General features: G+C 45.2%; 8 protein-coding genes. 2 read left to right on the forward strand and 6 right to left on the reverse strand.

Annotated features, from left to right (window positions below):
* Positions 1-119: 119 nt before the first annotated feature.
* The 3 genes from fsa to FEK29_RS11190 all read right to left on the reverse strand — a co-directional run bounded on the left by fsa (position 120) and on the right by FEK29_RS11190 (position 3614).
* Positions 120-773, reverse strand: coding sequence for a fructose-6-phosphate aldolase (gene fsa / locus FEK29_RS11180; RefSeq protein WP_138258523.1), 654 nt, complete (start codon positions 771-773; stop codon positions 120-122).
* Positions 774-784: 11 nt separating this feature from the next.
* The gene (locus tag FEK29_RS11185) at positions 785-2818 is read right to left on the reverse strand and encodes a transketolase family protein (RefSeq protein ID WP_138258524.1); all 2034 of its coding nucleotides are present in this window, start codon (positions 2816-2818) and stop codon (positions 785-787) included.
* A 235-nt stretch (positions 2819-3053) separates the two neighbouring features.
* A complete protein-coding gene (locus tag FEK29_RS11190; protein WP_138258525.1) occupies positions 3054-3614 on the reverse strand; it encodes a YceI family protein in 561 nt (186 codons plus the stop codon).
* A gap of 343 nt (positions 3615-3957) precedes the next feature.
* Between FEK29_RS11190 and FEK29_RS11195 the strand changes: the two genes are divergently transcribed.
* The gene (locus FEK29_RS11195) at positions 3958-4824 is read left to right on the forward strand and encodes an MBL fold metallo-hydrolase (protein WP_162850215.1); all 867 of its coding nucleotides are present in this window, start codon (positions 3958-3960) and stop codon (positions 4822-4824) included.
* 12 nt (positions 4825-4836) lie between these two features.
* The gene (locus FEK29_RS11200; protein ID WP_138258526.1) at positions 4837-5721 is read left to right on the forward strand and encodes a dienelactone hydrolase family protein; all 885 of its coding nucleotides are present in this window, start codon (positions 4837-4839) and stop codon (positions 5719-5721) included.
* On the opposite strand, the gene FEK29_RS11205 is transcribed toward FEK29_RS11200, so the two are convergent.
* The 3 genes from FEK29_RS11205 to FEK29_RS11215 are packed head-to-tail and all read right to left on the reverse strand — an operon-like array spanning position 5718 to position 12512.
* Positions 5718-6608: a transglutaminase family protein gene (locus FEK29_RS11205; RefSeq protein WP_138258527.1), complete on the reverse strand. Its 891-nt coding sequence runs from the start codon at positions 6606-6608 to the stop codon at positions 5718-5720. The two genes, FEK29_RS11200 and FEK29_RS11205, sit on opposite strands and share 4 nt — an antisense overlap.
* A gap of 2 nt (positions 6609-6610) precedes the next feature.
* Positions 6611-9175, reverse strand: a complete 2565-nt coding sequence (locus FEK29_RS11210; RefSeq protein WP_138258528.1) for a circularly permuted type 2 ATP-grasp protein — start codon at positions 9173-9175, stop codon at positions 6611-6613.
* A 13-nt stretch (positions 9176-9188) separates the two neighbouring features.
* A complete protein-coding gene (locus tag FEK29_RS11215) occupies positions 9189-12512 on the reverse strand; it encodes a transglutaminase family protein (RefSeq protein ID WP_138258529.1) in 3324 nt (1107 codons plus the stop codon).
* Positions 12513-12755: the final 243 nt, after the last annotated feature.

A 12755-nucleotide genomic window follows, 5' to 3' on the forward strand; every position in this document is an offset into this window, starting at 1 on the left:
TTTTTATGCTATTTTCAATGAAACCCTAATGGAGGGGTTTGTTGCTGTAAGTTAAATACCTCTACAAAAGAAAATGTTTAAATATCAAGATATTAACCTAATTTTAAACGTGTTAACTATTAGTTTCCTTTCTTGTAATCTTCCAAGAATTTGGCCAAACCACTATCTGTTAAAGGGTGCTTTAAAAGTCCTTTTATAGCGGATAATGGGCCCGTCATCACATCTGCACCTATTTTTGCACAATCCAAAACGTGCATTACGTGACGCACGGATGCGGCCAAAATTTCCGTTTCAAAGCCATAGTTGTCGTAAATCAATCGGATATCCGAAATCAGTCCAAGTCCGTCCGTGGAGATATCATCCAGCCTACCAATGAATGGCGAAACGTAGGTGGCTCCTGCTTTGGCGGCCAATAATGCCTGTCCGGCAGAAAAAACCAACGTTACATTGGTTTTGATTCCCTTATCGGAAAAATACTTACAAGCCTTTACACCATCGGCGATCATGGGCAGTTTTACGACTATCTGCGAGTTCAAGGCCGCCAACTTCTCCCCTTCTTCGACCATTCCGTCAAAATCCGTAGAGATGACTTCCGCGCTCACATGTCCATCCACCAAATCACAGATTTTCTTGTAGTGGTTAAGGATGTTCTCTTTTCCTGTAATGCCTTCTTTGGCCATTAGGGAGGGATTGGTAGTAACACCGTCCAGTACCCCCATATCCTGGGCCTCTTTAATTTCGTCAAGGTTTGCCGTATCTATAAAAAATTTCATCGTTCGTTATTTTATTTGTTTAAAAAATCTATCACCTCAGTATACACTTGATCTCCCGTAAATCCAAATTTTTCGTCCAAAACTGTTGCCGGAGCGGAATATCCAAAGTGGTCAAGTCCGAAAACCTTGCCGTTTGGCCCTGCCAAACCTTCTAGGTTTACGGGCAAACCGGCAGTAAGTCCAAAAACGGGCTTATTGCTTGGAATCACTTTTTCCTGGTATTCCTTAGACTGTTGTCTAAAAATACCTTCGGATGGTATGGAGGCTATATTCACACTAAGCCCTTTCTTTTCCTCCAACAGTTTGGAAGCGTCCATTAAGGTAGAAACCTCGGAACCATTGGCTATTAGTATTACATCCGGATTTTGGGATTCTTTGACCAAATACCCGCCTTTTTCAGCACCAAGAGCAGCTTCATAGCGACTACCGGACTGCGCAGCAACGTCCTTGATATTCTGTCTGGATAAAATAAGCCCCGTGGGAGTCTTTTTGTTCTCCATGGCCATTTTCCAAGCAACGTTGGTCTCTTGCGAATCCGCCGGACGCAAGGCCATAAAGCTTTGCGCATGACTGTGGTTCTTCAATTTTTCCAATAATCGTATCTGGGCCTCCTGTTCAATGGGTTGGTGCGTTGGACCATCTTCTCCTACCCTAAAAGCATCGTGGGTCCAAACATACTTGACAGGTAATTCCTGAATCGCACTCAAACGTATGGCAGGCTTCATATAATCCGAGAATACGAAGAATGTTGCCACAACGGGTATAACGCCTCCATGTAATGCAATTCCGTTGGCAACGGCGGCCATGGTAAGTTCGGCTACTCCGGCCTGTAGAAAGGCCCCGGAGAAATCCCCATTTTTAAGAATGGTCGTCTTTTTTAGGAAACCATCCGTTTTATCGCTGTTGGACAGATCCGCAGAGGAAACGATCATGTTCTCCACGTTCTCGGCCAAATATGCCAACACATTCGAGGATGCAGCCCTGGTAGCCTGACCCTCATTTTGGGCTATGGAACCAAAATCCAGTTCTGGTAACTTACCGTCAAAAAAGCTATCCAATTTACTGGAAAGCTCCATATTTTCCGACCTCCAGGCATCGATTTCCTTTTTCTTGGCATGTGCAGCGGCTCTTTTTCTTCCAAGGACATCCTCATAGAACTCGGCCACTTTCTTGAAAATCTCAAACGGATTTTCAACATCGGCACCCAAGTTTTTCAAGGTCATTTCATAATCCGCCCCGGTGTCACCAATAGGTTTTCCATGCAGTTCCGTATGACCTTCGTAAGGCGCACCATCAGCGGTAACACAGCCTTTGCCCATAATGGTCCTACCAATTATTAAGGTAGGTTTCTCCGTTTCCGCATTGGCATCGTCTAGGGCCTTTCTGATTTGGTCATGGTCATGACCATCAATAGTTACCACTTTCCACCCCCATGCTTCGTATTTTTTGGCGGTATCTTCCGAGGTTACCTCATCAGTCTTCGAAGATAGCTGAACATCGTTTGCATCGTAGAACATAATGAAATTGTTCAAGCCCAAATGCCCTGCCAAACGGCCAGCTCCCTGGGATATTTCCTCTTGAACACCACCGTCAGAAATAAATCCATATACCTTATGGTTCATCCAATCCCCAAAACGGGCTTGTAGAAACTTGGCCGCAATAGCAGCACCAACGCCCATGGTATGTCCCTGACCTAGTGGTCCTGAAGTATTTTCAACCCCTCTTGCCACATCAACTTCGGGGTGGCCGGGAGTCACTGAACCCCACTGTCTAAAATTGGCAATATCCTCTTTCTTATAGTTTCCCAGCAAATAGTATTGGGCATACATCAAGGTAGATAAGTGACCCGCATCCATGAAGAAGCGATCACGGAACGGCCAATGCATATCGGCAGGGTCATAATTAAAGAATTCGGAGTACAGAATATGCATAAAATCGGCCCCGCCCATGGGTCCGCCCGGATGTCCGGAATTTGCCTTTTCTACCATGGCTACGGCCAGCGCCCTAATGTTGTCCGCTGCCAATTGATCAATTTCCTGGTTCATGTATTAAAAGGTTGTTTGAATTTTACTTGTTGCTTTTAAACTTCTCGCCCCAAATATACCCCATTTGGAGCGCTATTTAAAATTAATATGGCAGATATAACAAATATTATGTGTATTATATACATTTAAAAAGAAGGGTTCTTTACCAGTATTCTCATTGGTTGCTTTTGTGCAACTATTTGAACATAAAAAAACCCACGAAAGTGGGTTTAGTATTCTGTTCCAAAATGTGGTGCTATTGTTGTGCCATCTCCAAGTTGATGGTCAAATCGATTTCACTACCAATTGCGGCACTGGCTTCACCAACTCCAAATTCGGTTCTATCTAGCGTACCGGTCAATTTGAGTCCGGCCTTAAGCTTTTGGCTTCGTTGATCGGTGATGACACCGTTGACCTTTCCCGCTAGTGTAACTGGTTTTGTAACTCCGTGCATGGTAAGGTCTCCCATCATTATAAAGGTATTATCACCTGTTTTTTCAACGGATGTTGTCTTAAAAGTCATTGTGGGATGGGCTTCTACGTCAAAAAAGTCGGCACTTTTTAAATGTCCGTCCCTTCTTTCATTGTCGGTATCAACACTAGCGGTATTGATAGAAACTTCAAAGGATGGGTCCATGAACGAATCTCCTGCAGTGGCGGAAATTTCGAATTCGTCAAAATTGCCATCCACCTCGGATATTAGTAAGTGGGTAACCGCAAAACCAATTTTTGAGTGTGCCTTGTCCGCGGTCCAAGTTGATTGGGCACCAACAGCCCAGCTAGAAAGAAGTATTAATAGGAATAGTTTGTTTTTCATAATGTTCTAAAATTTAGTTGTTTGTTAAGTACGTAAGACCGTAAAGAAATCGAATGGTTTAATATGAATATGTTAAATGTTTCATAATTAAATAGTATGCTATTCGACTAGTATTCAGTTTTTTAGACCCTTGCCTCATCCATCCGAACAAAATGACTCCCACAACAGGAATTACCGTTTTAAAATCATAACTTTAGAAGCGATCGTAAAGAATAATTCCAGGAATGAATGACATTACGGTCCAATAGACTTTTCTTTTGAGGTATTTGTAAATGGGTTAGTTTTTTATAAAACCTCAAAGAAATTATTATCGACCAATTGAAATTTGTATCCAAAGTAAGCCATGAGAAAAATTAGACCCTTCCTTTTCGTATTTTTTACCTGTATGTCATTGACCTTTGCACAACGTGATTTTAGTGATGTAGCCATAACCTCGGAAAAACTCACCGAAAACGTTTACGTACTTTTTGGTGCCGGAGGCAATATAGGACTGGCCATTGGTGAAGATGCCGCTTATCTCATCGACGACCAATTTGGTCCCCTGACCGAAAAGATTGTGGCGCATGTTCAAACGATTACGGACAAACCCATTAATTTCGTACTGAATACCCATGTGCACGGTGACCACACGGGCGGTAATGAAAACTTGGCCAATGCCGGAGCCATGATCATTGCCCACGAGAACGTGCGCAAGCGGATGATTGAAGCCGATGAACCCAGACCCCAAGAGGCGTGGCCCGTAGTTACTTTTAACGATAAAATGACCTTATACCTTAAAAACGACAGAAGCGTCCACGCCATGCATGTGAATCCTGCCCACACGGACGGTGACACCTATTATTACTTTCCACAGGACAATGTCATCCATATGGGCGACAATTTTTTTAGCGGACGCTACCCCTACATTGACTTAAGTTCTGGGGGCGATATCGATGGGTTGATATCCAACACCACTATGGCCTTGGAACTTATTGATGAAGAAACCAAAATCATACCCGGCCATGGTTCCGTTTCCTCTAAGGCCGAATTAAAGGAATATACGGAAATTTTGAGTATCTTAAGGGAACGTATCATAGCGGCCAGAAGTGCTGGGAAATCTTTGGAGGAGGTCCAAAAAATGGGAATTTCCAAAGAATGGGACGAATCCCACGGACAAGGCTTTATCAATGCGGACCGGATTGTTGAATTCATTTATAAATCTGCCGATTAAAAACTTAGTAATATGAAAGAGCTACGAAAAGAAGACATCAAACAGGAGGTATTTGACCTATATGACGATTACGCCCACAACCGGGTAAGTAGAAGGTTGTTCATAGACAAACTTTCCACCTATGCCGTGGGTGGTATTACGGTATCCTCCTTGTTGAGTTTTATATCTCCGGATTACGTTAAGAAAATTCAGATACAGGCCGATGACCCCAATTTAAAATCGGAATACATCCATTACGACTCGCCCAAAGGAGGTGGTTCCATCAAGGCCTTGCTTTCAAGACCGGCTGATGCAAAAGAACAACTCCCCGGTATCGTAGTCGTTCACGAAAACAGGGGGCTGAATCCGCATATTGAAGATGTGGGCAGACGCGCCGGACTGGCCGGATTCATTTCCGTTGCCCCCGATGCCCTTACCCCCCTAGGGGGCTATCCCGGCAATGACGACGATGGCAGGGAGCTGCAGCGGAAGCGGGATAGGGACGAAATGCTGGAGGACTTCATCGCGGCCTTCGAATACCTCAAAAACCATCCGGAATGTAATGGTAACGTGGGTGTGGTAGGATTTTGTTTTGGCGGATGGATTTCAAATATGATGGCCGTTAAGGTTCCGGACCTTGGTGCCGCTGTACCCTTTTACGGAGGTCAGCCTACGGAGGATATCGATAAAATAAATGCTCCCTTGCTACTGCATTTTGGCGAATTGGACAAACGGGTCAATGAAGGTTGGCCTGTATATGAAGCAGCACTTAAGGAACATGGAAAGCAGTACGAAGCCTATATGTACGAAAACGCCAATCACGGCTTTCATAATGACACTACCCCAAGGTATTACCGGGAAGCCGCTGAGTTGGCCTGGAAAAGAACGATAGAGTTCTTTAAAAAGAAATTGTCCTAAGATACCCTCGCAATATCTACGGACACTTTAAGCTTGCTTTTTCCGCTTCCATAGACCACTCCTTTTAAGGGAGGTACGTCATAGTAATCCCTGCCCCAACCCACCACAATATGCTGGTCCTTGGGGATTTGGTTGTTCGTTGGGTCAAAATCAACCCATCCAAAACCGGGAATGAAGATGGAGAACCAAGCATGCGAAGCATCGGCACCCACTAACTTCTCCTTACCAGGTGGTGGTAATGTTTCAATATACCCGCTCACATAGCGTGCAGGCAGCCCCACTGATCGTATGCAGGCGATGGCAATTTGCGCGAAATCCTGACAGACCCCCTTTTTTTCTTTCATGACCTCTTCCACCGGTGTAGAGATACTGGTGAAGCCGGACACAAAATCGAAATCGGTATAAATACGCTGCATCAGCTCATGGGCGGCATCAAAAACGGACCGGTTTGCTTGAAATGAAAGCTCCGCATATTCCCTAATATTTTTATCGGTACGCCTAATAAATATGGATTCCAGTACAAACTGTTTCGCCTCCATGGTGGCAGGGTCATTTTCGTTCATGGCATTGAGCGCCTGGGTCATGGTAATACTTCTACAGGCATCGGAAAAGAACGAATCATGTATGGTCCCATAGTGCCTAATAATCTTGCTCTTGGTCATAACCTTGAGGGTATCGTGCTCCGCTTGTATGGAAAATCGGGTTATATAATTTCCGAAAAAATCCAATCGCTCCGTGATCTCAGCAGGTTTGGGGCTAATGTTTATTTTATAGTCCAACAATTCCTGTCCGTCAGATTTTCGTGGCCTCAGCGTGGCGATATTATGGCAGTAATTGACCGGGGCATTGTATTTAAATGTGGTGATATGAGTAACGTTAAAGACCATGCTTAAATGGGAAATGACTGGGTGAACATTTGCGTCTGTCTATCCGTGTGGTTGAAATAGGTGCTCGTTAAGGATTGGGAAGTTTTATATAACAGATCGGAAAGCTCCCCGAGAAGACTGTCCAAATCCTCCCTGATCACATCGTTCTTGGATCTTGTCATGCATAATTTGTTCGATTCCGATAGCCGTAACTTGGAAAATGCGCTGAAAACATATTTCTGGTAGCTGGTAAGCTGTTGGTCCTTTCTGGAATGTGGCAACCGAGCGATATCCTTTTGAAGTCTTTTGATCATAAACGTGAGGGACCTCGCATATTCCACGTCCAAGATCACCAAATCCAGCACATGTTCCAATTGTATGTGTGACCGATAACTGTATCTGTAAATATTCAAACTTTCATGACTCGTAAGCAGATACTCCAATAAATCATACTCTACCTGTGATTCATATTTTACGGCCAACAAGGAACGGCATTTGGATATGGTCAACATACTTTGTTCCAATTGCAGACCTATGAAATAAAGTAAAAGTCCTTGCTGTACCATGATACTTTCCTCGATAAGTCCCATAAAGGCGATCAAGCGGGTAATCAGTTGGTTCAGGACTTTTAGAATTTTTAGAATGGACGGATTCTCGTCCTCCAAAAAGCCCTGCCATAGTTTTTGGATGTTCTCAAAGACCCGCCACATGTCCGAAGACCACAGGTTGCGAATGGAATAGTAGGAATTACTGAACATTCCAATAGTATGGGCCAAACTACCCACCCTGTTTTTGTCCCGAATAACAGAAAGCATTTCCTCATATGGACTGTCCATGGCCGGATTGCCATCCTTGTTTTTTTCGGCAAAGCCGGGATAGGTGCCCGTTAAATGGGTAACGGTCTTTAAAAGTATTTGTAGTTTTAGGGCTTCCGGCTTTTCATCCCTGTTCTGCACCATGGCCAACTGACGCATTACCGTTCTTATAAATCGGGCATTTACGAGGGTTCTACCCACATAACGGCCGGCCCAATATAGGTTTTCGGCCGTTAGGCTTGGCAAATCGTCCAGACCGGATATGGCTATAGCCGATTTCTGTTCCCAATTTTTATTTTTATCCTCCTTAACCACTTGGTCCTCAACCACCCAAAAATCCTTGCTTGTACCTCCCCTTTGATTGGAAACCCGTACGGTCCTACTGTCCGGTGCTACCCGTACCAATCCGCCGGGCATGACACTGTAGTGGTCGCCCGATGCAATGGAAAAAGCCCGCGTCACCACGTTTCTAGGCTCCAGGATGTTTCCCGATAGATTGGGCGCCGTAGAGAAATTGATTTGTTCTTGGGCCACGAACCTATAGGGCCGCTCCAATATTTGTGCTTTTAAGGACTCCAATTCGCTATCGCTCAAAAACTTGCCGAAATAAATGCTCTCCCTGTTGGTGCGGTCTATGCGCTTGACCACCAAATTGGAGAGGTTATTTAGTACGTAGCTCTTCTCCTTTTCCTGCCCGCACCACCAGGAAGCAATTTGCGGAAGTATTAGATCTTCGTTTAAAAAGTATTTGGAAATGGCATGCATGAAGGGAATCAAACCGGGGTTTTCAATGACCCCGCTGCCTACAGGGTTAATGACGGATACATTTTTTCTTCGGACTACATCCAACAATCCTGCAACCCCTAGGTGCGAATCCTCCCGCAGTTCCAAGGGGTCCGAAAAGGCATCATCTACCCTTCGCAATACCACATCAATCTTTTTGAGGCCCTGCAAGGACTTCATCCACAGGAATCCGTCGCGCACCACTAAATCATTACCCTGCACGAGTGGATACCCTAAAAAAGATGCCATGTAGGCGTGTTCAAAATAGGTTTCGTTATGGGAGCCTGGGGTAAGGATTACGATATTGGGATTGTCCTTTTTCCCAGGTGCGGCATGTATCAACATCTGATGGAACTCCTTAAAAAAGGTGGATAAACGGGTCACGTTCATTTTGGAGTACATCTCGGGAAGAATCCTACTTGTGGTGGACCGGTTTTCCAATGCATAGCCCATACCGGAAGGGGCCTCGGTCCTATCGTTCACCACCCAAAGACGACCGTCCGTTCCACGGGCCAAATCGGCCGCATAAATTGAAAGGAGCTTTTCCGTAGTATATTCGATTCCGGCACACTGGCGCAAAAACCCCCTGTGACCGTAGATAATTTCGTGCGGTATGATGCCGTCCTTGATCAATCGTCGTTCCCCATAGGCATCCTTCAGTACAAGGTTCAACAACTCCGCCCTTTGCTTTAGTCCGGCCTCTACATTTTGCCATTCGTTCCGGTGCATGACCAAGGGAACTACATTCAGGTTCCATGGCCTGTGCATTCCCTGCGGGTCATTGTATACGTTATAGGTGACCCCATTTTCCAAGAGCAACCAATCGATATCCTTTTGGCGTCCGGAAAGTCCGTTTTCCCCTAATTTATCAAAGCCCGTGAACAGCTTTTTCCAATAGGTCTTTACATCATTATTTGCTGTGAACAACTCGTCGTTCCCAAACTTTGTTTCATAGGTATTTAACCAGCTCGCCTTCGTAGTTGTGGACATTAAAATCTGCTAATTACTTCTTTCTTAAATCCGTTACATGCGGATATTCCGGATTTATAGGTATCTCTTTGTATGCAAATGTATTAGAAGCCGACTTAGGTTGTACCATTCTACCAGCAAAATTTGATGAAGGAACGACTTCCATCGGTACAACTTCACCTTGGGTATGGCCAAATTCCCAAAAACGGTTAATTCTTCTAGATTCAGCCTCATAACTATTTACCGGATAGGTATCGTAGGAACGGCCTCCCGGATGCGAAACAAAATAGGTACAGCCCCCAATCGATTTTTTGTTCCAGTCATCCACAATATCAAAAACCAAGGGTGTATCCACACCAATGGTGGGATGCAAGGCTGACCAAGGTTGCCATGCCTTGAACCGTACCCCAGCCACATATTCCCCTTTGGTTCCCGTTGGGCTCAGTTCCACCTTGATTCCGTTGCACGTTAAGGTATAACGTTGTTCCGTAAAGTTTTTCAATTTTACCTGTACCCGTTCCAAGGAGGAATCCACATACCGCGCCGTTCCCCTTCCGGACATCTCTTCGCCCAGGACATTCCAGGGCTCAATGGCCATGCGCAGCTCCAATTGCATCCCGTTGATCTCAACCATGCCGTACAGGGGAAACCTAAATTCAAAAAATGGGTCGAACCAATCCAATTTAAAGGGATATCCCGCTTCGTTCAACTGCCCCACTATATCCCTAATATCCTCTTTTACATAGTGTTCCAAAAGGAATTTGTCATGCAGTTCCGTGCCCCAACGTACCAAGTCATGTTTATACGGTTTTTTCCAGAACCAGGAGACCAAGGTGCGTACCAATAACATTTGCATCAGGCTCATTTTGGCGTGTGGCGGCATGTCAAAGGCCCTAAGTTCCAGAATGCCCAACCGCCCAGAAGAAGAATCGGGCGAGTATAGTTTATCGATACAGAACTCTGCCCTGTGGGTATTTCCTGTGATATCAGTTAACAAATGCCTAAAGAGTCGGTCCGTCAACCAAAAAGGAACTTCCTTGTCCTCCGGGATTTGCGAAAAGGCGATTTCCAATTCGTACAAATTCTCCAAACGCGCCTCATCAACACGGGGCGCCTGACTCGTAGGTCCAATAAACGCTCCTGAAAACAGGTAGGAAAGCCCGGGATGGTGCTGCCAAAAGGTAAGCAAGCTGCGCAACAATTGCGGGTTTCGCAACAACGGACTGTCGCCGGGCGTGGGTCCGCCAAGGGTGACGTGGTTTCCACCGCCTGTACCGGTGTGCTTGCCGTCCAACATGAATTTTTCAGTACCTAGGCGCGATTTTTTCGCTTCCTCGTAGAGTTTAAGGGTATTTTCGGTCAGTTCCTTCCAATTGTTGGCAGGATGCACGTTCACCTCAATAACGCCCGGATCCGGGGTAACTTTTAAAACTTCCAATCGGTTGTCCCTAGGAGGTTCATATCCTTCCAGAATAACGGGCACTTGAAGCTCCTTGGCCGTTGCCTCGATACTGGCCACCAAATCCAAGAAATCATCGGCACTGTCCAAGGGAGGCAGGAATAAAAACAATTTATCCTCCCGTACTTCGGCGCAAATGGCGGTACGAACGTACGGATGTTTTTTATCGGAATTTATTACATCACTTTTCAACCGTTCATTCAATTCTGAGGCATACGGTTTTAGATGTGGTTTGGCCTCGAACAATTCCGGTTCTGCCGTGGGTTCCGAGGGTATCTCCGGATTTTTGGGCAGGGATTCCAACGGCAAACGCAGTCCTATGGGCGAATTCCCGGGACTTAAAAAGAGATGTGTTCCCCGAAATTTCCACGGATTTGTAATCCACCGATTCCCTTTTTTACTCAATGGCAATACATGCCCAACACTTTTCCCGACACCCTGTTCCAGCACTTCGCCCAATTTCTTACGTAAGGCAGAATCCTTTTCGTCGTATTTCTTTGGGTCGATATCCACGGGTAGTTTCCGTTCCTCCCACAAAAAGTAAAAGGCATCCTCGTAAGCCGGGATAATGGAATCATCAGGACACTTCAAATAGGTAGTAAGGGTTTTTAGAAATTTGGAGGTAATATCATTCGGCAGCTCATATTTTTTGGTGAAGGATGCCAATAAATCGGGTTCCTTCCAAATGGTATCGCCGTCCTTTCGCCAATGTACCCCGATCAACCACCTTGGGAGGGCCTCGCCTGGATACCATTTTCCCTGGGTATGGTGCAGCATCCCGCCTTTGCCAAAAGTTTCCAATAATCTGACCGAGAGGGAACTGGCCAATTGACGTTTATGCGCACCATCCGCAGCGGTATTCCATTCCTCGGATTCCATGTCGTCTATGGATACAAAAGTGGGCTCCCCTCCCATCGTGAGCCGTACATCGTTTTCCTGCAATTCTTCCTCCACGGCAAAGCCAAGGTTGTAAATGGCCTGCCACTGATCTTCCGTATACGGTTTTGTAACGCGGGGGGATTCAAAGATTCGGGTTACGGAATTCTCGAACTCGAATTGGGTTTCGCAGGGATCGGTGAGTCCATATACAGGAGCGGCACTTTCAAAGGATGGCGTACAGGCCAGTGGGATATGTCCTTCCCCAGCTAACAGACCGGACGTGGCATCCAAGCCTATCCACCCAGCACCGGGGAGATATACCTCGGCCCAGGCGTGCAGATCGGTGAAATCCTCTTCGGGACCGGACGGACCGTCCAGGGATTTTTCATCAGCCTTCAACTGTACCAAATACCCCGAAACGAACCGGGCCGCAAGGCCCAAATGCCTAAGGGTCTGTACCAATAACCAGGCAAAATCCCTACAGGAACCCAATTTTCTGGCCAAGGTTTCCTCGCAGGTCTGGACGCCCGGTTCCATACGGATCGTATAGTTCAAATACTTGTAAAGGCCTTGATTGAGACTCGTTAAAAAATCGATACTGCGTCTGGGTGTTTTGTCTATTTTGGATAACCATTCCTGTAACAGGGGCCCTTGTTCCGTAATTTCAAGATAGGGCAACAGTTCCTTTTTCAGTTCGGGTTTATAGGTGAAAGGAAAATTCTCCACCGATTCCTCCACGAAAAAATCGAAGGGATTGATGGTCTTCATATCGGCAATGATTTCCACATCAATGGAAAGTTCGTCCGTTTTTTCAGGAAAGACCAAACGGGCCAAATAATTTCCAAAGGGATCCTGTTGCCAATTGAAAAAATGGTTTTCCGGCTTTATTTTGATCGAATACGCCTCAATGGGTGTTCTGCTATGCGGAGCCGGTCGCAGTCTAAATATGTGGGGGGACAGATTGACCCTTCTATCGTATTTGTATCGGGTGTAATGTTTAATCGCTACTTTTAAAGCCATATACTTATAAATTTCAAGCCTAACTAAGATAAAAACTTAATTCCCAATTACAGATTTTTAGAAAGGTTTCCATTCTATTTTTATCCAAATCATAGTTCTTGGGATTATTTTTGAATTAATCATAATTTGTAACCCAGAACTAAATAAGTTAAATCAATACTTACTAAAGGAAAGAACCGATCTTGATTTCATAGTGCGAATTGCTATCTTGTGATTATCAACGTAGGATCTAATTCTAGATTT

Source organism: Maribacter aurantiacus (assembly GCF_005780245.1).
Lineage (GTDB): Bacteria > Bacteroidota > Bacteroidia > Flavobacteriales > Flavobacteriaceae > Maribacter > Maribacter flavus.

Excerpts from the sequence above, each read along its gene's own strand:
- FEK29_RS11200 (WP_138258526.1), top strand. The coding sequence starts at position 4,837 with ATGAAAGAGCTACGAAAAGAAGACATCAAACAGGAGGTATTTGACCTA.
- FEK29_RS11190 (WP_138258525.1), bottom strand. The coding sequence starts at position 3,614 with ATGAAAAACAAACTATTCCTATTAATACTTCTTTCTAGCTGGGCTGTT.
- FEK29_RS11195 (WP_162850215.1), top strand. The coding sequence starts at position 3,958 with ATGAGAAAAATTAGACCCTTCCTTTTCGTATTTTTTACCTGTATGTCA.
- FEK29_RS11205 (WP_138258527.1), bottom strand. The coding sequence starts at position 6,608 with ATGGTCTTTAACGTTACTCATATCACCACATTTAAATACAATGCCCCG.
- FEK29_RS11210 (WP_138258528.1), bottom strand. The coding sequence starts at position 9,175 with ATGTCCACAACTACGAAGGCGAGCTGGTTAAATACCTATGAAACAAAG.
- FEK29_RS11185 (WP_138258524.1), bottom strand. The coding sequence starts at position 2,818 with ATGAACCAGGAAATTGATCAATTGGCAGCGGACAACATTAGGGCGCTG.
- fsa (WP_138258523.1), bottom strand. The coding sequence starts at position 773 with ATGAAATTTTTTATAGATACGGCAAACCTTGACGAAATTAAAGAGGCC.
- FEK29_RS11215 (WP_138258529.1), bottom strand. The coding sequence starts at position 12,512 with ATGGCTTTAAAAGTAGCGATTAAACATTACACCCGATACAAATACGAT.